This is a genomic window from Cupriavidus mimosae, assembly GCF_023952485.1.
GTDB classification, from domain to species: Bacteria; Pseudomonadota; Gammaproteobacteria; order Burkholderiales; family Burkholderiaceae; genus Cupriavidus; species Cupriavidus taiwanensis_C.
The window spans coordinates 240,639-265,695 of the sequence record NZ_JALHRY010000009.1; the positions used below are offsets into that span (position 1 = coordinate 240,639).

The following is a 25,057-nucleotide window of genomic DNA, read 5'->3' on the forward strand; positions in this document are numbered from 1 at the left end:
AACTGGCGATCACCTCAGGTTATACCTTGGCCTCCGCCGCACCGGGTCCGCGCGGGCCTGCTCTCAGGATAGCCACCAGCTGCCGCGCCGCCGCCGACAGGCCGCCGCCGCGCCGCGTGACGATGCCGAAGGTCTGCTGGCGCGACTGCAGCCGCACCGGCAGGATGCGCAGCATCTTCTGGCGCGCGAACATGGCGGCGACGCCCGCGGGCAGCAGCGATACCAGCCGGGGATCGTCCTGCAGCATCGCCACCGTGACGAACGCCGACGAGGTCGACACCGCATTGGCCGGGAAGCTCATGCCGGCCAGGTCCAGTTCGCGCTGCAGCAGCGCATGCATCGGCATATGGCCGGCATACGTGATCCAGCGATATCCCGCGAGGTCGGCAAACCCCATCGGGGCCGCGCGCGGCGTGGGATGCGAACGCCCCACCACCACCGCCACCTGCTCGTCGCCAAGCGCGTGGTAGTGGTAGCGCGCCGGCTCGTCGCTGACCAGCGAGCGGCCGATCACCAGGTCCAGGTGGCCGTCGTCGAGCAGTTCCAGCAGGCGGCGGCTGGTGTCCTCGATGACTTCCAGCGCCAGCTCCGGGTGCGCCTGGCGCAACTGCGCCAGCGCCGGCACCAGCACCTCGGGCACCGCGCCCATGATGGTGCCGACGGCGACACGGCCGCCGCTGCCGGCGCGGATGCCGGCGACTTCGTCGCACATCGCGCCCAGGTCCGCCACCAGCTGGCGCGCGTGCCGGATCACGCAATGGCCGAAGGCGTTGGGCCGCATGCCACGCCTTGAGCGCTCGAACAACGGTGCCTCCAGCATGCTTTCCAGCTCCTGCAGCGACTTGCTGGCCGCGGACTGGGTCATCGCCATGGCCGCGGCCGCCTGGTGCAGCGAGGCATGCTCGTCCAGTGCGATCAGCAGTTGCAGCTGCTTCACGCGCAGGCGGCCCATGACGGTCTCGAGGGTGGATTTCATGACAGGTCGGTGAGTCGCAAAAGCGATCACCAGATGGAAAGGTTTCAATATACAGCCCGCCGGGCGGCTCGTATATTGGCCCCGACCGTTTGACTGACAGCCCGGAGACAGACCAATGACCCGCAGCCCAACCCCCGCCGTCTACCGTGGCGTATTCCCGGTGGCGCCCACCATCTTCGATGCGCACGGCGGGCTTGACCTGGACGGCCAGCGCCGCTGCATCGACTTCATGATCGATGCCGGCTCGCACGGCCTGTGCATCCTGGCCAATTTCTCCGAGCAGTTCGTGCTCAGCGACGACGAGCGCAACGTGCTGATGAAGACCGTGCTGGAGCACGTGGACGGGCGCGTGCCGGTGATCGTCACCACCACGCATTTCAGCTCGCGCCTGTGCGCCGAGCGCAGCCGCGCGGCGCAGGACGCGGGCGCTGCCATGGTGATGGTGATGCCGCCGTACCACGGCGCCACCATCCGCATGCCCGAGCGCAGCATCTATGAGTTCTTCGCCGCGGTCTCGGACGCCATCGACATCCCCATCATGATCCAGGACGCGCCCGTCAGCGGCACCACCCTGAGCGCGCCGTTCCTGGCGCGCATGGCGCGCGAGATCGGCAATGTGTCGTACTTCAAGATCGAGGTGCCGCAGGCCGCGGCCAAGCTGCGCGAGCTGATCGAACTGGGCGGCGACGCCATCGTCGGCCCATGGGACGGTGAAGAGGCCATCACGCTGATGGCCGACCTGGAAGCCGGCGCCACCGGCGCCATGACCGGCGCGGGCTTTCCCGACGGCATCCGCCAGATCCTCGATGCCTGGCAGGGCGGCGACGCCGAACTGGCCGCGCAGCGCTACCAGCAATGGCTGCCGCTGATCAACTATGAAAACCGCCAGGGCTGGCTGGCCACCAGCAAGGTGCTGATGCGGGAAGGCGGCGTGATCGCGTCGGACGCGGTGCGCCACCCGCTGCAGCCGATGCACCCGGCCACGCGCGAAGGGCTGATGCGGATCGCGCGGCGGCTGGATCCGCTGGTGTTGCGGTGGGGGCGGTGAGACTCTTGGCCTTGATGTGCTGGCGCCTCGCATCGAGCAGCGCTGACCCTCACCCCAGCCCTCTCCCGCGAGCGGGAGAGGGAGCACCCAGAACGCATTTGCCACGCCCGCGGTTTGCTCCCCTCTCCCGCCTTGCGGGAGAGGGGCGGGGGTGAGGGCCGGCGCATCCACGAAGCGCTATCCCTGACGATGCCTCCGACTGTCGCAGATACGAAGTCCGCTCCATCTTTCACAAATCCCACCATGACCCTCACCGGCAACCTCTTGATCGGCCGCGAATCCCCCCGCGGCACCCACGGCACCCTCCACGCCATCGACGCCGCCACCGGCACCCGACTGGAGCCCGCCTTCGGCGGGGCCACGCCCGAGCAACTCGACCACGCCTGCGCCCTCGCCTGGCAGGCGTTCGACACCTACCGCGAAACCGCCCCCGAGCGCCGCGCCGATTTCCTCGACGCCATCGCCACCAACATCCTGGCGCTGGGCGATGCGCTGGTCGACCGCTGCGTGGCCGAATCCGGCCTGCCGCGCGCCCGCATCGAAGGCGAGCGCGGCCGCACCGTGGGCCAGCTGCGGCTGTTCGCGAACATGCTGCGCCAGGGCAATTTCCTTGAACTGCGCGTAGATCCGGCCCAGCCCGAACGCAAGCCGCTGCCGCGCCCGGACCTGCGCCTGCGCCATATCCCGCTGGGCCCGGTGGCGGTATTCGGCGCCAGCAATTTCCCGCTGGCATTCTCGGTCGCCGGTGGCGATACCGCATCGGCGCTCGCCGCCGGCTGCCCCGTCATCGTCAAGGCGCATCCGGCGCATCCCGGCACCTCCGAGCTGGTCGGCCGCGCCATCCAGCAGGCCGTGGCCGGCATGGACCTGCCCGAAGGCACGTTCTCGTTGCTGTTCGACGCCGGCCTGGAAATCGGCCAGGGACTGGTGCGCGATCCGCGCATCAAGGCGGTGGGCTTCACCGGCTCGCGCGCGGGCGGCATGGCGCTGATGGCGCTGGCTGCAGCGCGGCCGGAGCCCATCCCGGTGTTTGCCGAGATGAGCAGCGTCAACCCGGTGCTGCTGTTCCCGCATGCGCTGGCCAGCCGCGCCGAAGCCATCGGCACCGCCTTCGCCGATTCGCTGACGTTGGGCGCCGGGCAGTTCTGCACCAATCCCGGCCTGGTGCTGGCGGTTGCGGGGGACGACCTCGACCGCTTCCTGCAGGCCGCTTCGGCACGGCTGGCCACGCTGCCCGCGGGGACGATGCTGACCCCCGGCATCCATCGCGCCTATTGCGCCGGCGTGGCGTCGCTCGCCGGCCACGCCCAGGTACAGACCGTCGCGCGCGGCCCGGCAGGATCGGCCACGCAGGGGCAGGCCGCGCTGTTCACCACGGACGCCGCCGCCTTCCTCGCCGACCCGGCGCTGCGCCACGAAGTCTTCGGTGCCGCCGCGCTGGTGGTACGCTGCCGCGACCTCGCCGAGGTGCGCGGCATCATCGATACGCTGGAAGGCCAGCTGACCGCCGCGCTGCATCTGGACGAGGCCGACCATGACGCCGCCCGCGCGTTCCTGCCCGCGCTGGAACGGCTGGCCGGGCGCATCCTGGTCAACGGTTTCGGCACCGGCGTGGAAGTTGGCCATGCGATGGTGCATGGCGGTCCGTGGCCGGCGACCTCCGACGGCCGCAGCACCTCGGTGGGCAGCCTGGCGATCGCGCGCTTCGTGCGCCCGGTCAGCTACCAGGACATGCCGGCCGGGCTGCTGCCCGCGTCGCTGCGCCCGGACAGCCCGCAGCGGCACCACTGGCGCGTCGACGGCAAGCTGCCCGGCAGCGCCGACTGAACAGCAGCGCGCTAGCGCGACCGCGCCCGCAACGCATCGATCAGCAGGCTCATCGATGCGGTCAGCGGGCGGCCGCGCCGCGTGACGATGCCATAGGGCCCCAGCTTGCGCGGCAGCGGCAAGGGCAACACCGCCAGCGCCCCAAGCCGGCCATAGTAGGCCGCCACCGACTCCGGCAACACCGCGATCAGTTCGCTGTCGGCCAGCAACGAGGTGGTCATCAGCACCGCCGCGGTCTCTATGGTCGACGGCGGCGCCGGCACGCCGGCATCCTCGAACGAGCGGTCGATCAGCGCGCGCATCGGGCTGGGGCGCGGCTGCATGATCCACGGGTAGTGCGTCAGCTCCGCGAACGTCAGCTTGCGGCGCCGCGCCAGCGGATGCTGTGGCCCGACCACGATCGCCAGCCCCTCGTCGCCCAGCTGCTCGAACTCCAGCCCGCTGCTGTCCCAGCCATCCGGCACCCGGCCCAGCACAACGTCGAGCTGGTCGCGCTCGAGCTGCGGCATCAGCACGTCGCTGGTTTCCACATGCACCGCCACCTCCAGCCGCGGATGATCGCGGTTCAGTTGCCGGATCACGTCGGCAAGCAGCCCCGGCGTCGGCGCCATCACCGCGCCGACGCGCACGCGGCCGATCTTGCCGGATTCCAGCGCCACCAGCTCGTCGCGCAAGCCGCCCATATCCGCGAACACCAGCCGCGCATAACGCGTCGCCGCCAGTCCGAAGCGCGTCGGCCGCAGCCCGCGCGCATGGCGCTCGAACAGCGGCACGCCGAGCAGGTCTTCCATGTCCTGCAGCATCTTGCTGACCGCGGGCTGCGTCAGCCTCAGCGCTTCCGCGGCCTGCCGCAGCGAGCCGCGCTCTTCCACGGCAAGCAGCAGGCGCAGGTGCTGCATCTTGAGGCGGCCGTGCAGGGTGCTGACGGGTGGGATCATGGGAGCGGTGAAGGCGCGGAGGCAAGGACAGGCTCGCGCCCGTGAGCGCAAATTCTTATCGCTTTGCCCGGGATGGTCAACCTGCGGAGATTGCGCCACCGGTGGCTGGCCCCGCTGCCATGCCCGCCCTATAGTGGAATGCGAGGCGGCCGCTTGTCACCCACGGTGCTTCGGGGCCGCATCCGATACATCCCAGGGGAGGCCAGCGTTATGCATGGCGATGCCAACACCACCGAGGTGACGATCCCGGCCGCCGGCGTGATCTTGCAAGGCGTGCTCGCGGTGCCCCCGGGCGCCACGGCACTGGTGCTGTTCGCGCACGGCACCGGCAGTTCGCGCCATAGCCCGCGCAATCGCTACGTGGCCGCCGAACTCAATCGCGGCGGCATGGCAACCTTGCTGATGGATCTGCTGCTGCCCGACGAAGACCAGGTGCAGGCGATCCGCTTCGACGTCGCGTTGCTGGCCGAGCGGCTTGCCCATGCCACCAGCTGGGTCACGCAGCAGGCCGGCATGCCAGCTCAGCTGGGCTACTTCGGCGCCAGCATCGGTGCCGCCGCATCGATTCGCGCCGCGAGCATGTCGCCAACCCCGATCGGCGCCATCGTCTCGCGCGGCGGCAGGGTCGACCTGGCAGGCGCCGACGCCCTCGCCACCCTGCCGACACCGACCATGCTGATCGTCGGCGGGCTCGATGTCAGCGTGCTGGAACGGAACGAGTCCGCCTTCGCCCAGCTGTCATGCCCGAAGAAGCTGGTGATCGTGCCCGGCGCTTCCCATCTGTTCGAAGAGCCCGGCGCGCTGCAGTCGGTGGCTCGCCTGGCGGCGCAATGGTTCGAGCGCTATCTGGGCAAGGCATCGACCTGAGCAACGTGTGGGGACGCCTGCGCCCCGCGTGTCGCCAACTGGCAAGTCAATGTCCCTGCAAAGTAAGCAGGTAGCCGGGGGCGCGCCCGATACTGGCCTGCATAGGCCGGACGCCGAAGCGTCCGACGATCGACCGACCTGCAGGAGACACCACAATGAAGATCAGGCAAATCACCCCCGCCATCGGCGCCGAGATTTCTGGCGTCAACCTCGGCCAGGCGGCACGCGATCCGGCGCTTTTCGCCGAGATCCGTTCGGCGCTGCTCAAGTTCAAGGTGCTTTTCTTTCGCCGGCAAGAGATCTCGCGCGCCGATCACGTGGCCTTCGCGAGCGGCTTCGGCAAGCTGGAAGACCATCCGGTGGCCGGCAGTGTGCCCGAGCATCCCGGCCTGGTGAAGGTCTACCGGAGCGACAACCCGCACAGCTACGAGAACAGCTATCACTGCGACGGCCTGTGGCGGCCCAATCCGGCCATGGGGGCGGTACTGCGCTGCATCGAATGCCCGGAGATCGGCGGCGACACCATCTGGGTCAACATGGCGAAGGCCTACGAAGAGCTGCCCGAGGAGATCAAGCGCAAGATCGACGGCTTGCGCGCCCGGGCAAGCATCGAGCACAGCTTTGGCGCGGTCATGACGCCCGAAGACCGGGCCAGGCTGGCCAGCGAACATCCGCCGGTAGAGCACCCGGTGGTGCGTACCCATCCCGAGACCGGGGAGAAGATCCTGTTTGTCGGTGCCTCGTTCACGACCCACTTCACCAACTACAGCACGCCGGAAAACGTGCGCCACGGCATCGACAAGTCCCCCGGCGCTTCGCTGCTGCTCAACTACCTGACCAGCCGCGCCACCATTCCCGAGTACCAGGTGCGCTGGGCCTGGCAGCAGGGCGATGTTGCCGTCTGGGACAACCGCAGCACCCAGCACTACGCGGTGAACGACTACTACCCGGCACCGCGCAAGCTGGAGCGCGCCGGCATCGTCGGCGATATCCCCTACTGATGCGTACGCGCGCAGGCAAGCGCATGCGGGCTGCAAGCGGTGCGGAAGCCGTCGAAGTGCGTCGGCTGTCATGCGTCGCGTTGCGCCGTGCGGCGGCTTCGACACGAGCAACGTCGCGGGTTATCCTCGCTTGACAAGGCATGGTGGCTATTTATCATGGGCTGTCAATTTTTCTGCGTCGGTTCCAGATGTCGTTACTTGTGCGCGCAGCAGCCCTCACCAACTACAGCGAGGTTGCCCGTGCCGCCGGGCTGGACCCGGTGCGGATGCTGTTTGACGCGGGGCTGAGTCCAGGCGTGCTGCGCGAGCCTGACCTCAAGATTCCGGTCGAGCGTTTTGGTCGCCTGCTCCAGGCCTCCGCCGACATGTCGGGCAATGAGAGTTTCGGCTTGTGCATGGCAGAGTCACGCCTGCTGTCGAATCTTGGCGCGGTAGGCATGCTGATCCGCGACCAGGCGACGCTGCGTGATTCGCTCGACATGCTGATGCGCTACCAGCCGCTGCTCAATGGTGCGCAGTCGCTGGCGGTCGAAGAGTGTGGCGAACTGGTCATCATCCGCGAGACGCTGATTGCCGGCAGTGCACACCAGCCGACTCGCCAGAGGATGGAGCTGGCGCTCGGCGTCATGGTGCGATTGATACGCCAGCTGCTCCGGCCCGATTGGCAGCCGCAGCGCGTATGCTTCGAACACGCCGCGCCGCGCGACCTCAGTGCCCACCATCGCTTCCTGGGCCTTCGCATCGAATTCAATTGCGACTTCAACGGCATCGTCTGCGCGAAGGCCGATCTCGATGCGCGCAACCCCTGGGCCGATCCCGCCATGGCGCGCTACGCGCAGCGGCTGGTCGACAGCTCCGCCATGTCGCAGCGGACCACGATGCGCGAGGACGTGCGCCGCGCGGTCCTGTTGCTGTTGCCCAGCGGCCGCTGCAGCATCGAACAGGTGGCCGAAAGCCTGGGCGTGGTGTGCCGCACGGTTCAGCGCCGCCTGGCGGAAGAGGGGCAGAGCTTCTCGACCATCGTCAATGAAGTGCGCACGGAACTCGCGACGCGTCATGTCATCGAGAGCGATCGTCCCCTGACTGAAGTGGCGACGATGCTCGGCTTTTCTGCGCTGAGCGGTTTCTCGCGCTGGTATCACGCGCAATTCGGTTGCAGCCCCAGGGAGAGCCGCACCGCGCGCCGACCCGCGGCACCTGCGACGGCTAGCCGGGCATAACGCTCCGAGAACAGGATTTGCGGGCCGGCCTGGTTCATTCATCCAGCCGGATCTTTGCATCGGCCGCGATCTTCGCCCAGGCCTGCAGATCATGGCTGACGGTCTCGCCGAACTGCACCGGGGTCTTCACCGGTGGCGGCCCGAAGTTCATGGTCTTCATCATCGTGGCGAGCTGCGGGGACGCCTGGACCTTGCTGACCTCATCGGCCAGCCGCTTGACGATGGCCGGGCTGGTTCCCGCGGGAGCGAACATGCCGAACCAGCCCGTCATGTCGAACGGATAGCCCTGTTCCCCCATGGTCTTGACATCCGGCAGCTTCGGCGCGCGCACGGTGCCGGTGACGGCAATGGCGCGGACCTTGCCGGCGCGCAGGAAAGGCACGGGCGCGGCCGGGTCGGTCCAACCGATCTTTACGACACCCGAGGCAAGGTCGGTCAACAGCTGATTCGAGGTCCGGTAGGCGACGTGCTCCGCCTTGATGCCGGTCTGCTTCTTGAGCCATTCCATGGTCAGCTGCCCTGAAGAACCCGTGGCCCAGCTCGCGTAGCTGTACTTGTCCGGGTTCGCCTTCAGCAGCTGGACCAGCTCCTGCAGGTTGTGCGCCGGCAGGTCGTTGCTGACCAGCAGCAGCACGCCACCCTCCGCCGTCTCGGCAATGGGGACCAGGCTCTTCTTCGGGTCATACGGAAGACTCTTGAGCACCGCCGGCGCGACGACCTGATTCGATGCCGTGGTGTACAGGATCGTGTATCCGTCGGCAGGCGCCTTGACGACGGCGCTTGTCCCGATGACGCCACTGCCGCCCGGGCGGTTTTCAATGACGACCGGTTGCTTCAGCGCGACCGACAGGCGTTGCGCCATCACGCGTGCCAGGGCATCGGTTCCTGATCCTGCCGACGACGCAACCACCATCTGGATCGGGCGTGTGGGCCAGGCTTCTTCCGCCTGCACCGAGCCGGCCGCGGACCACGCCACAAGCGCCCCCGTGCCCAGCGTGACAGCAACCAGCCGTTGAATTCGCCATGCCATTGCCTACCTCCATGTGCTTGTCTTGTTGACGCTCGCTGCTGCTTCCATGTGCGTTGCCCTGGCGGCAGGGCGACGCACATGGCGGAGCCGAGTGAGCCGTTCGAAGATTTCCTTACATGCACTCGGCCTTGCGCAGGAAGCCCTGGTGGCCGCCGTTGCGATTGGGGGCAAAGCCATTCTTCTGCAGCGTTTCTTCCACGGTGTCGTAGAAGACGCCAAGCTGCAGGATCTCCCGGGCCTGCTGCGCGGTGGCGATGGGGCGGCCGAATTCTCCGGCGATGCGCACCAGTTGCCTGATCTGCTCGACCGTGCTCATCTTGCCCGTGCGGGTCTGATTCCACAGCACGTCCTCGATGCCACACCGCACATGCAGGCCCAACGCCATGCCGATCATGTTGATGGGCAGCACATTGAGCACCGAGCTCTCCACCGTGACCACGGCGCCATCCGGCACGGCACGCAGAATGTTGGCCAGGTTGTAGATGTTGGCCTGGTCCATGCCACCGCTGATCGCCACCCAGTTCATCACCAGCGGGCCCTTGTAAACGCCGCGGCGAATCATCCGCTCGATGGTCTCGAAGCTGTTGATGTTGTAGCACTGGAATTCGCTCTGGATGCCGGCGGCGGTCAGGCGTCGGACATGCTCCTCGAACCAGCTGGGATTCGACGGCACGACCATGTCCTTGTAGGTACCGTAGAGGTGCGCGAATCCCCGCGAAACCCCCTTGAAATCATCCACGCCGGCATGCTCCGTCACGTTCATCTGCGAGGTGTTGACGGTCACGGTCACCTGGTCGGGCTTCGGATCGAGTTCGGCCAGCATATGCCGCGTGTCATCGTCGAGCCATTTGGCTTCCTGGCCCTCTTCCGGCGCGAAGCTGATCGAGCCTCCTACCTGGATGACAATCTCGGGGCACGCGGCGCGCACGCCGGCGATCAGTTCGTTGAACTGGGACAGGCGCTTGCTGCCCTTGCCGTCGGCTTCGCGCACATGCAGATGCAGCACGCGTGCACCGGCTTCATAGCAGTCCACCGCCTTCTGGATCTGATCCTCCATGGTGACCGGGATATCTTCCGGAAAGTCCGACGGGATCCATCCCGGCGCATAGGGCGCGGCGGTGATGATCAGAGGCTGCTGGTTTTCGGGATACAGGTGGCCGTCAAGGAAGTTCATGCTGGTTGGTCTCCAAGGGTGGATGCGAATCCGGTTATTCAAGGACCTGCGCGACGATGGAATCATCCGGCCCGGTGCAGCTTTCTGCTTTCCCTTGCATGCCCCGGACTTTCCCCTTTGTGACAAGGCGCGAGCGACGCCGCAGGTACAATGTCCCGGCCCGCGGCCTTGCCGAGCGGGCGCATCCACGCCAATTTCTCAAGGACAGGTCACCACCCATGCGCGACACCAGCCGGGAATTCCTCCTCGGTCCGCTGCTAAAAGGCGTGTCGCGTTCGTTCTACCTGACGCTGCGCGTGCTGCCCGCGCGCATGCGGGATCCGGTCGGGCTGGCCTATCTGCTCGCACGCGCCGCGGACACCATTGCGGATACCGCGCTGATCGCACCGGAAAGGCGGCTGGCATTGCTGCTGTCGCTGCGCGAGCAGGTCAACGGCGTGAATGCGGGGGTGGCGTCGATGCCCGACTTCGCGGCGGAAGTGGCAAGCCGGCAGGAGCAGTCCGACGAACGCGTCCTGCTCGAGTCGCTTGAACACGCGCTGGCGGTGCTGGCGCAACTGGAGCCGGCAGACCGCAGCGCAGTGCGGCAGATCGTGTCGACGCTGACCGAAGGGATGGAATTCGACCTGCGCACGTTCCCTGATGAGCGCGCGGGGCGCATCGTCGCGCTGCGTGAAGCGGATGCGCTGGACCGCTATACCTACCTGGTCGCCGGCTGCGTGGGCGAGTTCTGGACCTGCATGGCGGCCGCGCATATGGCCGGTGCGATCGGCGACACCGAGACCATGCTGCGCCGTGGGATTCGCTTTGGCAAAGCCCTGCAGATGACCAATGTGCTGCGCGACTGCGGCAAGGATCTGCGCATCGGCCGCTGCTACCTGCCCGAGACGATGCTGGAGCGGCACGGTCTGCAACCGCAGGACCTGCTGCGCCCGGACGCCTCCACGCTCGCGCGCCCGCTGATGTTAGAGCTGGTCCGCATCACGCTGGCACACTTCGAACAAGCGCTGGCCTATACGCTGGCCATCCCCGCGCGTTTCGTCAGGCTGCGGCTGGCCTGCCTGTGGCCGGTGCTGATCGGCATGGAGACGCTGAAGCGCCTGGTGCGCAATGAAGACTGGCTCGATCCCGCCAGGGCGTCGCGGCTGCCCCGTAGCGGGGTTTACCGGATCCTGGCGGGCTCGCTGCCGGCGGTGCTGTCGAACCGGCTGTTGCGCTTCTGGTTTGCACGCCAGAAGCGCGATATCTCCGCCATCATCCGCTGAGGCCGGCACCGCCGGTGCCGCCCCGGCGGGACAACCTTAGTCGGACTGATATTTCGGCGAGCGCGGCCCATACAGCAGGCCGCCAGGCTGTCCCGCCGCCAGCAGCCGGTAGCTGGTGCTGCCCGCAACGGTATAGCTGGCGTCCATGGTGTGGTTCATCGCCTGCGTGATGGCCGCACTGATCAGCATGCCGATCAGCCCGCCGCCGCTGCTGGAGCTGTCGGTGGCAGCCACCGCGGTGCCGGACCACAGGACGTCGCCGTTCCTCAGGTCGACCAGCTTGGCGTTGGCCGCCACTCGGGTCACGCTGCTGAGGATCTGGTAGCGCGAGCCATACTCGGTCACGGTGACGTACAGTGCCGCGTCCGCGCCGAAGATCTCGTGCAGCTTGGCCAACGGCACGGCATGGATGTCGTCCGGCACCGTCAGGCCGTTCTGCCGGAAGGTTTCGTCGACCACGGCCACGGGCAGCACGTAGTAGCCGGATTCCGCCAGCGGGAAGGTGGCTTGCGACAGCATGGCATAGGTGGCCTTGACGTCAGGCGACGTGTTCTGCGGCGGCAAGACCACGATCGAGCGCGGCCGGCTGGCCTTGAAGGCGGCGTAATCCACCTGCTTGGTCGGCACGGCACAGCCGGCGAACAGCATGGCCATGGCCACGCCAGCGACATAGGTAAGGAGTCGGCGCATCATTGGGAGCTCCTTGCGGTGGTGGCCGTGCCAACTTCCTTGCCGGCGGCCGCGCCGGTCTTGATCTCGGTGCGGGTGTCGCCCTTGACGTTCCTGAGCAGGAAATCCATATAAGGCGCCGATTCCGGAAACAGCGTCTTTTCGGTCTGGAATTCCTTGATCATCTGGTCGCCCTTGCCGATGTTCAGGTACAGCAAGCCAAGCTGGGCGTGATAGCCCGGCGGCACCGAGCCGCTCTGCGCCTGGATCTTCTGCAGCCCGCTTTCCAGGGCCGTGATCTGCGCTTCCCTGGATTCGCCCTTGAAATATTCGTAGACCTGCGTCTGGTAGCCCTCCCACTGGTACATGGGCTTGGGCGCCGCGCAGCCGGCAAGCAGGAGGCTGCCGGCGGCCGACAATAATGCTGCGCGATGCAGCATGACCGTGTTCATCATTGTTGTTCTCGTTGCGTTGGATTCAGCGCCGCGACCGGGCGCTTACTGCTGGGCCGGCTTCCAGGCGCCGGTCTCGATGGCGCTGACCAGGTTGTTCACGGCCTCGCGCATGGCCAGGTCCATGACCTTGCCGTTGAGCGTCGAGTCATAGCTGGCCGTGCCGCCAAACCCGATCACCTCGCGGTTCGACAGCTTGTATTCGCCCGCGCCTTGCGTGGCATACACGACTTCCGAGGTACTGATGTTGACGATATTAAGGTTGACCTTGGCATAGGCCACCTGTTCGCGGCCGCGGCCGAGGATGCCGAACAGCTGCACGTCGCCGACTTCCTTGCGCCCGAACTCGGTGATATCGCCGGTCACCACATAGTCGGCGCCCTTGAGGCGTTGCGCCTGGTTCTTGATCGCTGCCTCGCGCTTGATCTCCGCCAGGTTCTCGCGCTCCAGCACATTGAAGCGGTTGGTCTGCTGCAGATGGGTCACCAGGCTGGTCTTGGCCTGGCCGCTCAGGCGGTCGATGCCGTCCGAGAAGACGCCGCGCATGTAGTTGGAGCGGTTGTCGAACTTGCCGACGGCAATCGGCGTGCGCACGCCGTTATAGGGCCGGCTGGCGCTTTCCACCTTCTGCACCGGCAAGGCGGTCGAGGTCTCGGTGGCGCAGCCCGCCAGCAGCAGCGCGGCGGCGGCCGCGCCGAGCAGGCCGCACGATGTCATGGTCTTCACTTGGTCTTTCTCCCTGTTGTGATTGAGCGGATGCCATGGCGCACGCCACGGCGGCACCGCCCGCACCGCGGTGTGGCCCGCGACGCGCGCCATGGTACACCTGCCCGGCAAGGGAAGATCGACCTGGATCAACACAGCTGGCGGCGGGTCGCATGGCCCCCAGTCCTGTCTTACGGCAGGCTTTGGCAAATCCTTAGCCACGCGCGGCGACGAAGCAAAAAAAAACCGGCCCAACGGGCCGGTTCGATGCTGCAGGCAGCAAGAGCCTGGCGGATGCTCAATCCACCGTCGCCCCCGAAGCCTTCACCACCTTCGCCCACTTGGCCGTTTCCGACTTCATGAACGCGGCCAGCTGGGCCGGCTTTTCCGGGTTGGGCTCGGCGCCCTGGTCGGCCATCTGCTTCTTCACGTCCGGCATGGCCAGGATCTTCACCACTTCGGCGTTGAGGCGGTCGACGATGGCCTGCGGCGTGCCGCCGGTGGCGTACAGCGCGAACCACGAGGTGGCTTCATAGCCGGGCACGCCCGATTCGGCCACGGTCGGCACGTTGGGCAACGCCGGCGAGCGCTTGGCCGAGGTCACCGCCAGTGCGCGCAGCTTGCCCGCCTTCACGTGCGGGTATGACGACGGCATGTTGTCGAACATCAGGCCGATCTGGTTGCCCAGCAGATCGTTCACGGCGGGGGCGCTGCCCTTGTACGGGATGTGCTGGATATGCAGGCCGGTCATCGAGTTGAACAGCTCGCCCGACAGGTGCATCGACGAGCCGCTGCCCGACGAGCCGTACGACAGCTTGTCCGGGTTGGCCTTGACGTAGGCAATCAGTTCCTTGATGTTGTTGACCGGCACCTTGGGGTTGGCCACCACCAGGTTCGGCACCATCGCCACGCGGCTGATCGGCGCGAAGTCCTTGACCGGGTCGTACGGCAGCTTGGAGTACAGCGACTGGTTGATGGCGTGCGTGCCGATGGTGCCCATGAACAGCGTGTAGCCGTCGCCCGGGGCCTTGGCGGCCAGCGACGCGCCGATGTTGCCGCCCGCGCCCGGACGGTTGTCGATCACCACCGGCTGGCCGAGCGCCTTGCCCAGCTGCAGGCCGACGATGCGGGCCAGGATGTCGGTGGTGCCGCCGGCCGAGAACGGCACGATCAGCGTGATCGGCTTGGTCGGATAGCCGCCCTGCGCATGGGCCGCGCCGGCAAAGCCGGCGATGGTGGTGGCCAGTGCCACGCCGGCGGCAAGCAGGCGGCGGCGCGTGGTGGAGGTCTGGGAATCTTGTCTCATCGGTAAAGCTCCGGTGCTATATCGTTCCGGCGGTGATCGGGTACCGCGGGAGGTTGTGCTGAATGGCGTGATTGCCGTTCCCGAACGGAGCGCGCACACGCGCGCTTCCGGTGGGCGGCCGCTTATGGGCCGCCATGCGTGACGCTTGGTTAACGTCTCTTCTTGTTGAATGCTTGAGTCGCGCAGGCCCGCCGGTCCTTACACCGGCGCAACGCCCAGCGTGGTGCCGCCGCAAACGTACAGCACCTGGCCGGTGACGAAGCCGTTGTCGGGCGACAGGAAAAACAGCGCGGCGCGCGCTACGTCTTCCGGGGTGCCCATGCGCTTGACGGTGATGCTGGCAAGGATGCGCTTGGTTTGCTCCGCGCCTTCGGGATTGCTTTTGCGGAACAGCTCGGTGGCGATCGGGCCCGGTGCCACGGCGTTGACGGTAATGCCGTCGCCGCCCAGCTCCATCGCCAGCGTGCGGGTCATGCCAACCAGGCCGGCCTTGGTGGCCGAGTACACCACGCGCTCCGGCTTGCCCAGCGCGGCGCGCGAGGCCATGTTGACGATGCGGCCGAACCCCGCGGCGCGCATTGCGGGCAGGCAGGCTTGCAGCAGCAGCAGCGGGGCTTGCAGGTGCAGGCCGGTGACGTAGTCCAGGTCGGCAACAGTGGCGCTGTCGGCGGTGCCGGGGCGGGTGGCGCCGGCATTGTTCACCAGGCGCGTGACCGCAAAGCGCGACGTGACCTGCTCCGCCGCGGCGCGGGTCGCCTCGGCATCGGTCAGGTCGGCCTGGAAGAAGCTCAGGTTGGGATGCGACCACGCCGGCGCGGCGTAATCGACATTGACCACCTGGGTCACGCCATCGGCCAGCAGCATTTCACAGATGGCGCGGCCGATGCCGGAACTGCCGCCGGTGACGAGGGTGGCTACGGGGAGGGACATCTTTGACTCACTTTCAAAACGACTGCGGACTGCGGTCTTGCTCCCCTCTCCCGCATGCGGGAGAGGGGCCGGGGGTGAGGGCAGGACTTTGCATACCAGCACGACTGACTTCGTCGATGCGCCCGCCCTCACCCCAACCCTCTCCCGCCAGCGGGAGAGGGAGCCAACAAGCGGTAGAACTGACCGCCGCGCTTAAACGCGCTCGATCACCATCGCGATACCCTGGCCCACGCCGATGCACATGGTGCACAGCGCGAAGCGGCCGCCGGTGCGGTGCAGCTGGTACATCGCGGTGGTGACCAGGCGCGCGCCGCTCATGCCCAGCGGGTGGCCCAGCGCGATCGCGCCGCCGTTGGGGTTGACGCGCTTGTCGTCGTCGGCGATACCCAGTTCACGCAGCACGGCCAGGCCTTGCGCGGCAAACGCTTCGTTCAGTTCGATCACGTCGATCTGGTCCAGCGTCATGCCCAGTTGCTTCATCAGCTTCTGCGTGGCCGGTGCCGGGCCGATGCCCATCACGCGCGGCGCCACGCCGGCGGTGGCCATGCCGACGATGCGCGCGCGCGGGGTCAGGCCGTGTTGCTTGATGCCGGCTTCGCTCGCCAGCAGGATCGCGCAGGCGCCGTCGTTCACGCCCGAGGCATTGCCGGCGGTCACGGTGCCGTCAGGACGGACCACGCCGCGCAGCTTGGCCAGCGCTTCCATGCTGGTGGCGCGCGGGTGTTCGTCGCGTTCGACCACGATGGCATCGCCCTTCTTCTGCGGGATCGTGACCGCGGTGATTTCCTGGGCCAGCGTGCCGTCGGCCTGCGCGCGCGAGGCCTTTTCCTGGCTGCGCAGCGCCATCAGGTCCTGGTCTTCGCGGCTGATCTTGTAGTCGGTGGCGACGTTCTCGGCGGTCTCGGGCATCGAGTCCACGCCGTAGGCGGCACGCATGGCCGGGTTGATGAAGCGCCAGCCGATGGTGGTGTCGAAGATCTGCGCATCGCGCGAGAACGCGCTGGTGGCCTTGCCCATCACGAACGGGGCGCGGCTCATGCTTTCCACGCCGCCGGCGATCATCAGGTTGGCCTCGCCGGCCTTGATCGCGCGCGCGGCGGTGCCGGTGGCGTCCATGCCCGAGCCGCACAGGCGGTTGATGGTGGCACCCGGCACGTCTTGCGGCAGGCCCGCCAGCAGCGACGACATGCGCGCCACGTTGCGGTTGTCTTCGCCGGCCTGGTTGGCGTTGCCGTAGATCACGTCGTCGATGGCCTTCCAGTCGACGTTGGCGTTGCGGGCCATCAGCGCCTTCAGCGGCACCGCGCCGAGGTCGTCCGCGCGCACCGCGGACAGGCTGCCGCCGTAGCGGCCGATGGGGGTGCGGATGGCGTCGCAGATAAAGGCTTCGGTCATGGTGCGTCTCTCTCTCTTTGTGATGGATATCGATGCGGGCGCTCAGGCCTGCTTCAGGGGCACGCCGGTCAGGCGCTGCAGTTCGTCAAAGCTCAGGCCTTCCACCAGGTCGCGCGCGACCAGCCCGTCGGGGGTCACGTCGATGGTGGCAAGGTCAGTGTAGATGCGCGTCACGCAGCCGATGCCGGTCAGCGGATAGGTGCATTGCGGCACGATCTTGCTTTCGCCCTGCTTGGTCAGGTGCTCCATCATCACGAACACCTGCTTGGCGCCGATTGCCAGGTCCATCGCGCCGCCCACGGCGGGGATGGCGCCCGGTGCGCCGGTGTGCCAGTTGGCCAGGTCGCCCTGCTGCGACACCTGGAACGCGCCCAGCACGCAGAAGTCGAGATGGCCGCCGCGCATCATCGCGAACGAATCGGCATGGTGGAAGTACGAGCCGCCCGGCTTGATCGTCACCGGCTGCTTGCCGGCATTGATCAGGTCGCCGTCCTCTTCACCTGCGGCGGGCGCCGGGCCCATGCCGAGCAGGCCGTTCTCGCTGTGCAGCAGGATTTCCTTGTCGGCCGGCAGGTGGTTGCCCACCAGGGTGGGCAGCCCGATGCCGAGGTTGACCACGGCACCGTCGGGAATGTCTTTGGCCACGCGGGCGGCCATCTGATCGCGGGTCAGGCGTTGCATGCTGTTTCTCCTGTATTCGCGCTCAGGCGACCTTGACGACACGCTTGACGAACAGGCCCGGCGTGACGATGTGCTCGGGGTCCATCTCGCCCAGTTCGACCACGCGGCTGACCTGCACGATCGCGCATTTGGCGGCCATCGCCATGATCGGGCCGAAGTTGCGCGCGGTCTTGCGGTAGGTCAGGTTGCCCCAGCGGTCGGCGGTGTCGGCCTTGATCAGTGCGAAGTCGGCGTGGATCGGGGTTTCGAACACATAGCCCTGGCCGTCGATGATGCGCGTTTCCTTGCCTTCGGCCAGCGGCGTGCCGTAGGCGGTGCGGGTGAAGAAGCCGCCGATGCCGGCCCCCGCAGCGCGGATGCGCTCGGCCAGGTTGCCCTGCGGCACCAGCTCCAGCTCGATCTCGCCGGCGTGATAGAGCGAATCGAACACGTAGGAATCCGCCTGGCGCGGGAACGAGCAGATGATCTTGCGCACGCGCTTGGTCTTGAGCAGCGCGGCGAGCCCGGTGTCGCCGTTGCCGGCGTTGTTGTTGACGATGGTGAGGTCGCGCGCGCCTTGCGCGATCAGCGCGTCGATCAGTTCCGCGGGCATGCCTGCCAGGCCGAAGCCGCCGGTCAGGATGGTGGCGCCGTCGTGGATGCCGGCAACCGCCGCTTCCACCGAGTCGTATAGCTTGTTGATCACTTGCGTTCCAGGTCGGAAGATCCGCCAGGCTACCGGAGCGGGCCGCAAGCCGCGGCGCATGAAAGACGGTCTCCGGTAATCCTGCCGGAAGGATGTTCGTTGCGGCGGGCGGCTTGGCCGCCCGGTGAACGAGTCCAGCAGTCTGCGCGTGCTCTGCATCGGTCGAAGTGGACCAGGCACTCGTCGATCAAACCTTCCGATAAACCGGCGATAAATCCGGGGCAAACCGAAATGTTCGATATACGAACTCGAATTCGCAGAATGAACAGGTTACACCTGGCCGTCGGCGACGGTCAAGCCGACCGGGCGGTCGGCCAACCAGTTTGTGCGATCAGCGCGCAAGGTGATGCAGACACCCTCTGTGTAGGACTGAGCCGACATCACAATCGGCTCGCACGGGATAGGGCGCAAGGCCAGCCGGGCCTATCGTTGAATCAGAACAAGGCAGCGCCGCACAGCAGCTTCCGGACCACCCGGCTGAGCCGGCCCCGCCTGGCACCACACAAGAACGAGGAGCCCCCTCATCATGGCCACCGCCAACGTCCCGTTTTCTTCCACGCCCCATGCAGCAGCGCTCGCGCGCATCCTGCATGTCACCCGCAGTGCCTGGGCATTGGATCGTCACTCGATACAAGCCACGACGGCGCCTGCCGGCGCCGCCACACCGACTCCCACACTGCCGCTGTCGCGCCGCGCGCGCCTGGCCCGTGCGGCCGCCCGCGCCTTTGAAGCACAGGTAATGGCGATCCGCTGCCGCCAGGCCGTCGTCGCCTGACCGAGTCTGTTCCTGTCTAGGCCGCCACTGGCACACCGGTCAGCAGCACGCGGCTGCCGCCCGTGCCGGGCCGCACCTCCAGCCTCACGTCGATGCGCTCGCGCAACTCCGTCACGTGCGAAATGATCCCGACCAGGCGCCCCGCCTGCTGCAGGTCCAGCAGCGTGCGCAGTGCAAAGTCGAGACTTTCGGGATCGAGCGTGCCGAAGCCTTCGTCGACGAACAGCGTGTCGAGCTGGATGCCACCCGCGCGCGACTGCACCACGTCGGCCAGGCCCAGCGCCAGCGACAACGACGCGAGGAAACCTTCGCCGCCTGACAGCGTATTGGCCGGGCGCGCCGCGCCGGTATCGTGGTCGAACACCTCGATATCGAGCCCGCCCGCGCTGCGCTGGTCGGCCTGCTCGCGCACGCGCTGCAGCACATAGCGGCCGCGGCTCATCGCCAGCAACCGCATGGACGCGGCTTCCAGCACCTCGTCGAGCAGCGTGGCCAGCACGAAGCGCTGGAACGTCATGCGGCGGGGGTTGTTGCCGTTGGCCACTTCGGCCAGCCGGCCCAGCACGGCAAAGCGGGCTTCGATGTCGCGGCCTGCCTGGTCCAGCTGCTGTAGCCGCTGCTGGCATTGCAGCAGCGCGTCGCGGGAACGGCCGCGTTCAGCCTGCTGCCGCACAAGCTCTTCCACCATCGCCGCCGAAGCCGCCAGCGCCGCGCGCAGCCCGTCCAGGTCGGGCGCATCGAGCGCTTGCGCGGCAGCTTCCGCGCGCTCGCGCCGGTCGGCGGCGGCGGCCAGCTGGCTATCGAACGTGCGCAGCGTGGCGTCCAGCGCTTGCATCGCGTCGTCGTCCAGGCAGGCGTCGTCGTGCGCCCGCGCATCGGCAAAGCCCTGCTGCGCGAGCGCCTGCGCCAATGCCGCTTCGGCGTTGGCCAGGCGTTCAGTGATCTGCGCGTGCGCCTGCCGTGCCGACACCAGCGCGGCCTGCGCACCGGCATCTTCCGCGGCAGCCTGGCGCTCTGCCGCCTGCGCCGCGGCCAGCGCCTGCTCCAGTCCAGCAAGCGCCGCCTGCGCCTGGCGCAGTGCCTGGCCCAGGGCCACCGGATCGCGCGAATCTTCAGGAATCTGCGCGCTCTCCGCCTGCCACTCGCCGCGGCAATGCGCCAATGCCTGCGCGGCGGCATCGGCCGCAACCACGGCATCGCGGTGCACGGCTTCGGCGCTGTCGCGCGCCGCGCGCGACCTCGCGATCGCGGCTTCGCGTTGCGCCAGGCTTGCCGAAGCCTGGCGCTGCTGCGCCAGCGCCGCTTGCCGCGATTCGATGTCAGCGTTGACGCCGGCGGCCGCTGCCGCGCTGGCATCGCCCAGTGCCGCGGCCAGTTCTTCCAGCCGCTCGCGTGCCTGTGCGATCGCCAGTTGCGCGGCCTGGTGCTGGCCGGCGCAGCGCACCGCTTCGGATTCCGCTTCCAGCAGTGCCTGGCGCGCGGCCTCCAGCGCCAGGTCGGACAGCGGCTGCGCTACCTGCCGTGCCGGCTCGGGATGCGCGGTGCTGCCGCACACCGGGCAGGCATCACCTGACGCCAGCGTCTGCGCCAGGCGCGCGGCCTGGCCGGCGCGCCACGTGGCTTCAGCTTCGGCCAGCGCGGTGCGGCAGCGGTCGCGCTGATGCAGCGCCTGCTGTTCGGCCTGCGCCTGGCTCGCGGCCTGCGTGTTCGCGGCATCCAGCGAACTCGCCGCCTGCCGGTACCGTTCGAACTGCCGCGCGCGCTCCTGCAGCGCGGCCAGTTGCAAGGCGGTCGCCTGTGCCTGCGCCGCGGCAAGCTGCGCCTGTCCCAGTGCCGATTCGGCGGTCACGGCGGCGGCGCGGCATGTCTCGACCTGCGCCAAGGCGCGATCGCGTGCGGTGGTAGCAGTGACCTGCCTGGCTTCGGCCTCGAGCAAGGCGCGCTGCAACGCGCCCAGCCGCTGCGCGCGCGGCAGCATCGCTTCCAGCAGCGTAACGCGGCGCTGCGCGGCCTGGCGGACTTCGGCCTGCTGCACCTGCGCCTGCAAGGCCGCGGCGGCCTGTGTGGCCCGTTGCAAGGCGCGAGCCGCATGCTCGGTCGCCTGCGCCAATGCCGCGGCGCCGGCAGCGTGATCGCGCTGCGCGGCCTGTGCGGCCTGCACCGCCGGCATCACACGCGCGGCGCGCTGCGCCGCCTGCAGGCGGCCACGCTGGTCATCGATGGCGGGCTGCCGCGCCAACAGCGCGGCATGGGCGGCCTGCGCCTGCTGGCGCTCCTGCAAGCGCGCCGACACCTGCTCGCCGGCCGCGAGCGCGGCCTGCGCGCCGGCTTGCGCGGCGCGTGCGCCCTGCTCCTGGCCTTGCAGCGCCTGCAGCTCGGCCTGCATGGCCGCGATGCTGTCCGCCAACGCCTGTGCCGATTCCACACCGGCCTGCCGCAAGGCTTCGTCGCGCTGGATCGTGATGCGCTCGGCGTCGCGCCGAATGCCGGCGGCCTCGATCTTCAGCAGCTCTTCCACGCGGCGGTACAGCTCGGTGCGGAACAGCCGTTCCAGGATGGCCTGCCGCGCCTGCGAACTGGCGGTCAGCAGTTCGCGAAAGCGTCCCTGCGGCAGCACGATGACCTGGCGGAACTGCGCGCTGTCAAAGCCCAGCAGCTCGCGCACGGCATCGCTGACCTTGCCGGGCTGGCTGGCCTTGCTGACCCAGCCGTTGCCATCGTGCAGATCCAGCTGCGCCCTGGCCGGCTCGGTGACCCAACCCTCGCCGCGCTGCTTGGGCCGCTCCTGCACGGGCGAGCGCACCACGCGCCAGCGCTGCGCGCCAAGGCTGAAGGTCAGCGTCACCTCGGTGCGCAAGCCCGCTGCCGCATTGGCGCTGCGCATCGCTTGCGCGCTGCGCTCGCCGCCGGAGGTGTCGCCATACAGCGCAAAGCAGATGGCATCGAGCAGCGTGGTCTTGCCCGCGCCGGTGGGGCCATGGATCAGCACGAAGGCCTGCTCGCCCAGACGCGTGAAATCGATCTCCTCGGTCGCGGCAAAGGGGCCGAACGCCTGCAGCGTCAGATGCAGCGGTCTCATGCCGACTCCCGTTCCGCCGCGGCGATGCCGGCCAGCACCTGGTCGAGCGCGGCACGCTGGTCCAGGTCCAGTTCGGCATCGGCCACTTCGCGGAAGAAGCTGGCAAACAGCTCGCCGGTGCCCAGTTGCCGCAGCTTGCGCCCCGCCTCCGACGCCATGCCGCTGCGAGCCAGCACGGTGCGCTCGATCGCCAGCGCGTTGGGATAGACCTGGCGCAACCGGGCCATCGGGTCCAGCAGCGCGCCGGTGTCGGTCAGGCGCGCGTGGATGTAGTCGCCGCGCTGCGGGTCGTCGGTGCCCATGGCCAGCAACTGTGCCAGCTCGCCCTCCAGCACGCGCACGTCGCGCAGCGGCTGCAGCGTCAGCGGCGTGATGGCGACGGCCCCGTCCGCATCCAGTTCGATGCGCGATACCGACTTCTCGTGCGCGCATTCCGACAGCGAGTATTTCAGCAGCGAGCCCGCATAGTGGATGCGTCCGCCGCCCAGCGTCTGCGGCCGGTGCAGGTGGCCCAGCGCGACCAGATCGAAGCCGGCGAACAGCTCCGCGGCGACGGCGCCGCTGCCGCCCACCGACAGCGGCCGCTCCGATTCGCTGGCGGCGGCGCCCACCACGAAGGCATGGCCCACCACTACCGCGCGCACGCCCGGCGGATGCACCGCGCGGATGGCATCGAGCTGCGCGCGCAACGCGGCTTCGTGCGACGGCATCTCGGTGCCGAGCGCATCGCGCACCACGGCGGGTTCGGCATACGGCAACGCATAGACGCGGACTTCGCCGTGCGCATCGTGCAAGCACACGCAACTGGCCTCGGCCAGCGTGCGGCCGGCCACGTGCAGGCCCTGCGCGCGCATCAGGCGCGCGCCGAATTCCAGCCGCTGCGCGCTGTCGTGGTTGCCCGCGATCATCACTACCGGCACGCCGGCATCGACCACGATGCGGCCGAGCACGTCGTCGAGCAAGGCCACCGCCTCGGGCGGCGGCACGGCGCGGTCATAGACGTCGCCGGCGATCAGCACCGCATCCGGGCGCTCGTTGCGGACCAGTTCGACAAACTGGTCGAGAAGATGGGCCTGGTCTTCCAGCAGGCTGCGCGCATGGAAGAGGCGGCCGAGATGCCAGTCGGCGGTGTGAAGGAAACGCAATCCGGAGTCCGTTGAAGAATCGGCGAAACCCGCATCATAATGCGTCGCAGCCCGCCACCTGTTCAGCACAGGTTCAGGCGCACGCGCGCATCATGGCCGCAGTTGCCCCTCGATCCCTCTCAACGGAGAACGCACATGAAACGCATCCTGACCACCACCACCCTCGCACTGGCGCTGGGCCTGGGCGCAGCCGGCGCCAGCGCCCAGTACACCGGTCCCTCCACGGTGCCCGTGATGACCGTCAAGGCGCTGCAGGCCGACGGCAAGGACGACCAGCAGGCCGTGCTGCGCGGCAAGATCGTCAGCAGCGTCGGCGACGAGCGCTATCTGTTCTCGGACGGAACCGGCCAGATCAAGGTGAAGATCAAGGCCAGGACCTGGCCCGCGCAAAAGCCGGTGGATGCGCAGACCACGGTCGAACTGGTCGGCGAATACGACAAGGAACTGATCGGCGAATCGCACTTCGACGTGAAGGAGATCCGCCTGCCTTGAGGCGCGCTGCGCTCAGGCCGGCTCGGCCTCGCTGTCGGCGATCTGGTACTTGCGCATCTTCTCCCACAGCACCTTCCGGCTGATGCCCAGGCTGGCCGCCGTGTCCTGCCGCCGCCAGCCATTGGCGTCGAGCGCGGCCAGGATGCGGCGGCGTTCTTCCATGTCGCCGCGCAGGTCGGCGCGCTCGCCGCCATCGAACGCACCCGGATGCAGCGCGCGGAACAGTGGCCGGATGCGCTCTTCGTCCCAATGGCCGGTCTGCTGCACGGTGATGCCGACGCGCTCGGCCAGGTTGCGCAGCTCGCGCACGTTGCCGGTGAAGTAGGCGGTGCCGACCGCGCCCTTGAGCCAGTCCGGCATCGGCGGCAACGCGTCATAGCCGGAGGCGCCCAGCATATGGCGCAGGAACGACTGCAGCAGCGCCACCTTGTCGGCCGGGCCGCGCTCTTCCAGGCTGGGGATGCGCATTTCGATCACCGCCAGGCGGAAGAACAGGTCGGCGCGGAAGCGTCCCTGCCGCACGGCGTCGCGCAGGTCCTTGTTGGTCGCGGCCACCAGCCGGAAATCGAGCTTGACCGCCAGCGTCGAGCCCAGCCGGGTGATCACGTTCTCTTCCAGCACGCGCAGCAGCTTGACCTGCTGGAACAGCGGCAGGTCGCCGATCTCGTCGAGAAACAGCGTGCCGCCGTTGGCCTGCTCGAAGTAGCCGCGATGCGCGAACGATGCCCCGGTAAACGCGCCCTTGGCATGGCCGAAGAACTGCGACTCGAACAGCCCGTCGGGAATCGCGCCGCAGTTGACCGCAACGAACGGGCCCTTGCCGTAGGTGCTGTTGCGCTCATGGAACAGGCGCGCGATGCGCTCCTTGCCGGCGCCGGTTTCGCCGTACAGCATCACGTTGCTGCCGAAGTCGGCAAAGGTTTCCACATGCTGCAGCAGCTGGCGCATCGCCGGCGAGCCGGCCACCAGGTCGGCCTCGCGCTCGCCGGTGGCCTCGGTGGCAAGCAGCTGCGGCAGCAGCTTGCCGATCTGGCCGCGCAGGTCGGCGCCGGTAAAGTCATCGGCCAGGATATGCGCGTACTCCGGCGGGAAGCGACCGGGATCGGTCTCGCGCCCCGGCCCGGCCACCCAGATCACCGGCATGCCGTGCGCGGCCTCCCAGTCCAGCGAGAAACGCGCGGCGCCGATCACCGACACGCTGATCACCGCGATGCACGGCTTCAGGCGCGGCTCGGCCGGCAAGGCCTCGAGCGCGCCGGCGCGAATCACGTCGACACCCAGCGGCGCCAGGAAACGCGTGACGCGGTCGGCAATCTCGTACTTGCCTTCCCACACGTAGACTTCAAGGTTTTCGTAAGCCCAGCGATCTGTCTTCATTCTGTTTCTGCCATCAGGCG

General features: G+C 68.1%; 23 protein-coding genes. 8 read left to right on the forward strand and 15 right to left on the reverse strand.

Annotated features, from left to right (window positions below; genetic code table 11):
• Window positions 1–19: 19 nt before the first annotated feature.
• The gene (locus MKD50_RS18495) at window positions 20–976 is read right to left on the reverse strand and encodes a LysR substrate-binding domain-containing protein (RefSeq protein ID WP_252668121.1); all 957 of its coding nucleotides are present in this window, start codon (window positions 974–976) and stop codon (window positions 20–22) included.
• Window positions 977–1,091: 115 nt separating this feature from the next.
• Between MKD50_RS18495 and MKD50_RS18500 the strand changes: the two genes are divergently transcribed.
• Complete coding sequence (locus MKD50_RS18500; RefSeq protein ID WP_252668122.1) at window positions 1,092–2,024, forward strand: dihydrodipicolinate synthase family protein; 933 nt, start codon at window positions 1,092–1,094, stop codon at window positions 2,022–2,024.
• A 243-nt stretch (window positions 2,025–2,267) separates the two neighbouring features.
• Window positions 2,268–3,851: an aldehyde dehydrogenase (NADP(+)) gene (locus tag MKD50_RS18505; RefSeq protein WP_252668123.1), complete on the forward strand. Its 1,584-nt coding sequence runs from the start codon at window positions 2,268–2,270 to the stop codon at window positions 3,849–3,851.
• Window positions 3,852–3,862: 11 nt separating this feature from the next.
• Here the strand turns inward: MKD50_RS18505 and MKD50_RS18510 are convergent, their stop codons facing one another.
• Window positions 3,863–4,789: a LysR family transcriptional regulator gene (locus MKD50_RS18510; RefSeq protein ID WP_252668124.1), complete on the reverse strand. Its 927-nt coding sequence runs from the start codon at window positions 4,787–4,789 to the stop codon at window positions 3,863–3,865.
• 210 nt (window positions 4,790–4,999) lie between these two features.
• Between MKD50_RS18510 and MKD50_RS18515 the strand changes: the two genes are divergently transcribed.
• From MKD50_RS18515 to MKD50_RS18525, 3 genes are all read left to right on the forward strand, one after another.
• Window positions 5,000–5,656 carry a dienelactone hydrolase family protein gene (locus MKD50_RS18515; protein ID WP_252668125.1) on the forward strand — a complete coding sequence of 219 codons (657 nt, stop codon included), beginning with the start codon at window positions 5,000–5,002 and terminating at the stop codon, window positions 5,654–5,656.
• Window positions 5,657–5,811: 155 nt separating this feature from the next.
• Window positions 5,812–6,657 carry a TauD/TfdA dioxygenase family protein gene (locus MKD50_RS18520; RefSeq protein WP_252668126.1) on the forward strand — a complete coding sequence of 282 codons (846 nt, stop codon included), beginning with the start codon at window positions 5,812–5,814 and terminating at the stop codon, window positions 6,655–6,657.
• Between the two features lie 188 nt (window positions 6,658–6,845).
• The gene (locus MKD50_RS18525; RefSeq protein WP_115699477.1) at window positions 6,846–7,877 is read left to right on the forward strand and encodes an AraC family transcriptional regulator; all 1,032 of its coding nucleotides are present in this window, start codon (window positions 6,846–6,848) and stop codon (window positions 7,875–7,877) included.
• Window positions 7,878–7,911: 34 nt separating this feature from the next.
• Here the strand turns inward: MKD50_RS18525 and MKD50_RS18530 are convergent, their stop codons facing one another.
• Complete coding sequence (locus MKD50_RS18530) at window positions 7,912–8,907, reverse strand: Bug family tripartite tricarboxylate transporter substrate binding protein (protein WP_252668128.1); 996 nt, start codon at window positions 8,905–8,907, stop codon at window positions 7,912–7,914.
• 112 nt (window positions 8,908–9,019) lie between these two features.
• Window positions 9,020–10,081 (reverse strand): beta-keto acid cleavage family enzyme, encoded by a 1,062-nt coding sequence (locus tag MKD50_RS18535; protein ID WP_252668130.1) that lies wholly within the window; start codon window positions 10,079–10,081, stop codon window positions 9,020–9,022.
• Window positions 10,082–10,299: 218 nt separating this feature from the next.
• Here MKD50_RS18535 and MKD50_RS18540 point away from each other — a divergent pair, with 218 nt between their 5' ends.
• Window positions 10,300–11,346 (forward strand): phytoene/squalene synthase family protein, encoded by a 1,047-nt coding sequence (locus MKD50_RS18540; protein ID WP_252668131.1) that lies wholly within the window; start codon window positions 10,300–10,302, stop codon window positions 11,344–11,346.
• Between the two features lie 36 nt (window positions 11,347–11,382).
• Here MKD50_RS18540 and MKD50_RS18545 read toward each other — a convergent pair whose 3' ends face one another.
• The 8 genes from MKD50_RS18545 to MKD50_RS18580 all read right to left on the reverse strand — a co-directional run bounded on the left by MKD50_RS18545 (window position 11,383) and on the right by MKD50_RS18580 (window position 18,169).
• Window positions 11,383–12,039, reverse strand: a complete 657-nt coding sequence (locus MKD50_RS18545) for a DUF799 domain-containing protein (RefSeq protein WP_240071446.1) — start codon at window positions 12,037–12,039, stop codon at window positions 11,383–11,385.
• Window positions 12,036–12,470: a DUF4810 domain-containing protein gene (locus MKD50_RS18550; protein WP_252668132.1), complete on the reverse strand. Its 435-nt coding sequence runs from the start codon at window positions 12,468–12,470 to the stop codon at window positions 12,036–12,038. Before MKD50_RS18550 ends, MKD50_RS18545 begins: the two co-directional genes overlap by 4 nt.
• A gap of 42 nt (window positions 12,471–12,512) precedes the next feature.
• Complete coding sequence (locus MKD50_RS18555; RefSeq protein WP_252668169.1) at window positions 12,513–13,184, reverse strand: CsgG/HfaB family protein; 672 nt, start codon at window positions 13,182–13,184, stop codon at window positions 12,513–12,515.
• Window positions 13,185–13,470: 286 nt separating this feature from the next.
• The gene (locus MKD50_RS18560; protein WP_092316187.1) at window positions 13,471–14,478 is read right to left on the reverse strand and encodes a Bug family tripartite tricarboxylate transporter substrate binding protein; all 1,008 of its coding nucleotides are present in this window, start codon (window positions 14,476–14,478) and stop codon (window positions 13,471–13,473) included.
• A 198-nt stretch (window positions 14,479–14,676) separates the two neighbouring features.
• Window positions 14,677–15,408 (reverse strand): SDR family NAD(P)-dependent oxidoreductase, encoded by a 732-nt coding sequence (locus MKD50_RS18565; protein WP_252668133.1) that lies wholly within the window; start codon window positions 15,406–15,408, stop codon window positions 14,677–14,679.
• A gap of 192 nt (window positions 15,409–15,600) precedes the next feature.
• Complete coding sequence (pcaF, locus tag MKD50_RS18570; RefSeq protein WP_115711979.1) at window positions 15,601–16,803, reverse strand: 3-oxoadipyl-CoA thiolase; 1,203 nt, start codon at window positions 16,801–16,803, stop codon at window positions 15,601–15,603.
• A gap of 42 nt (window positions 16,804–16,845) precedes the next feature.
• Window positions 16,846–17,484 carry a CoA transferase subunit B gene (locus tag MKD50_RS18575; RefSeq protein ID WP_240071444.1) on the reverse strand — a complete coding sequence of 213 codons (639 nt, stop codon included), beginning with the start codon at window positions 17,482–17,484 and terminating at the stop codon, window positions 16,846–16,848.
• 22 nt (window positions 17,485–17,506) lie between these two features.
• Window positions 17,507–18,169, reverse strand: a complete 663-nt coding sequence (locus MKD50_RS18580; protein WP_092316195.1) for a 3-oxoacid CoA-transferase subunit A — start codon at window positions 18,167–18,169, stop codon at window positions 17,507–17,509.
• A 526-nt stretch (window positions 18,170–18,695) separates the two neighbouring features.
• On the opposite strand from MKD50_RS18580, the gene MKD50_RS18585 reads away from it, so the two are divergent.
• Window positions 18,696–18,944 carry a hypothetical protein gene (locus tag MKD50_RS18585; RefSeq protein WP_115699468.1) on the forward strand — a complete coding sequence of 83 codons (249 nt, stop codon included), beginning with the start codon at window positions 18,696–18,698 and terminating at the stop codon, window positions 18,942–18,944.
• 16 nt (window positions 18,945–18,960) lie between these two features.
• On the opposite strand, the gene MKD50_RS18590 is transcribed toward MKD50_RS18585, so the two are convergent.
• Together MKD50_RS18590 and MKD50_RS18595 are read right to left on the reverse strand one after the other, a co-directional pair.
• On the reverse strand, window positions 18,961–22,023 hold the full coding sequence (locus MKD50_RS18590) for an AAA family ATPase (protein ID WP_115699467.1): 3,063 nt from the start codon (window positions 22,021–22,023) through the stop codon (window positions 18,961–18,963).
• Window positions 22,020–23,168, reverse strand: a complete 1,149-nt coding sequence (locus MKD50_RS18595; protein ID WP_252668134.1) for an exonuclease SbcCD subunit D — start codon at window positions 23,166–23,168, stop codon at window positions 22,020–22,022. Before MKD50_RS18595 ends, MKD50_RS18590 begins: the two co-directional genes overlap by 4 nt.
• A gap of 135 nt (window positions 23,169–23,303) precedes the next feature.
• Here MKD50_RS18595 and MKD50_RS18600 point away from each other — a divergent pair, with 135 nt between their 5' ends.
• Window positions 23,304–23,660, forward strand: a complete 357-nt coding sequence (locus tag MKD50_RS18600; protein WP_111521495.1) for a YgiW/YdeI family stress tolerance OB fold protein — start codon at window positions 23,304–23,306, stop codon at window positions 23,658–23,660.
• Window positions 23,661–23,672: 12 nt separating this feature from the next.
• Here the strand turns inward: MKD50_RS18600 and MKD50_RS18605 are convergent, their stop codons facing one another.
• Window positions 23,673–25,037, reverse strand: a complete 1,365-nt coding sequence (locus tag MKD50_RS18605) for a sigma 54-interacting transcriptional regulator (RefSeq protein ID WP_115699465.1) — start codon at window positions 25,035–25,037, stop codon at window positions 23,673–23,675.
• Window positions 25,038–25,057 lie beyond the last annotated feature (20 nt).

Excerpts from the sequence above, each read along its gene's own strand:
- MKD50_RS18495 (WP_252668121.1), bottom strand. The coding sequence starts at position 976 with ATGAAATCCACCCTCGAGACCGTCATGGGCCGCCTGCGCGTGAAGCAG.
- MKD50_RS18500 (WP_252668122.1), top strand. The coding sequence starts at position 1,092 with ATGACCCGCAGCCCAACCCCCGCCGTCTACCGTGGCGTATTCCCGGTG.
- MKD50_RS18505 (WP_252668123.1), top strand. The coding sequence starts at position 2,268 with ATGACCCTCACCGGCAACCTCTTGATCGGCCGCGAATCCCCCCGCGGC.
- MKD50_RS18510 (WP_252668124.1), bottom strand. The coding sequence starts at position 4,789 with ATGATCCCACCCGTCAGCACCCTGCACGGCCGCCTCAAGATGCAGCAC.
- MKD50_RS18515 (WP_252668125.1), top strand. The coding sequence starts at position 5,000 with ATGCATGGCGATGCCAACACCACCGAGGTGACGATCCCGGCCGCCGGC.
- MKD50_RS18520 (WP_252668126.1), top strand. The coding sequence starts at position 5,812 with ATGAAGATCAGGCAAATCACCCCCGCCATCGGCGCCGAGATTTCTGGC.
- MKD50_RS18525 (WP_115699477.1), top strand. The coding sequence starts at position 6,846 with ATGTCGTTACTTGTGCGCGCAGCAGCCCTCACCAACTACAGCGAGGTT.
- MKD50_RS18530 (WP_252668128.1), bottom strand. The coding sequence starts at position 8,907 with ATGGCATGGCGAATTCAACGGCTGGTTGCTGTCACGCTGGGCACGGGG.
- MKD50_RS18535 (WP_252668130.1), bottom strand. The coding sequence starts at position 10,081 with ATGAACTTCCTTGACGGCCACCTGTATCCCGAAAACCAGCAGCCTCTG.
- MKD50_RS18540 (WP_252668131.1), top strand. The coding sequence starts at position 10,300 with ATGCGCGACACCAGCCGGGAATTCCTCCTCGGTCCGCTGCTAAAAGGC.
- MKD50_RS18545 (WP_240071446.1), bottom strand. The coding sequence starts at position 12,039 with ATGATGCGCCGACTCCTTACCTATGTCGCTGGCGTGGCCATGGCCATG.
- MKD50_RS18550 (WP_252668132.1), bottom strand. The coding sequence starts at position 12,470 with ATGATGAACACGGTCATGCTGCATCGCGCAGCATTATTGTCGGCCGCC.
- MKD50_RS18555 (WP_252668169.1), bottom strand. The coding sequence starts at position 13,184 with ATGACATCGTGCGGCCTGCTCGGCGCGGCCGCCGCCGCGCTGCTGCTG.
- MKD50_RS18560 (WP_092316187.1), bottom strand. The coding sequence starts at position 14,478 with ATGAGACAAGATTCCCAGACCTCCACCACGCGCCGCCGCCTGCTTGCC.
- MKD50_RS18565 (WP_252668133.1), bottom strand. The coding sequence starts at position 15,408 with ATGTCCCTCCCCGTAGCCACCCTCGTCACCGGCGGCAGTTCCGGCATC.
- pcaF (WP_115711979.1), bottom strand. The coding sequence starts at position 16,803 with ATGACCGAAGCCTTTATCTGCGACGCCATCCGCACCCCCATCGGCCGC.
- MKD50_RS18575 (WP_240071444.1), bottom strand. The coding sequence starts at position 17,484 with ATGCAACGCCTGACCCGCGATCAGATGGCCGCCCGCGTGGCCAAAGAC.
- MKD50_RS18585 (WP_115699468.1), top strand. The coding sequence starts at position 18,696 with ATGGCCACCGCCAACGTCCCGTTTTCTTCCACGCCCCATGCAGCAGCG.
- MKD50_RS18590 (WP_115699467.1), bottom strand. The coding sequence starts at position 22,023 with ATGAGACCGCTGCATCTGACGCTGCAGGCGTTCGGCCCCTTTGCCGCG.
- MKD50_RS18600 (WP_111521495.1), top strand. The coding sequence starts at position 23,304 with ATGAAACGCATCCTGACCACCACCACCCTCGCACTGGCGCTGGGCCTG.
- MKD50_RS18605 (WP_115699465.1), bottom strand. The coding sequence starts at position 25,037 with ATGAAGACAGATCGCTGGGCTTACGAAAACCTTGAAGTCTACGTGTGG.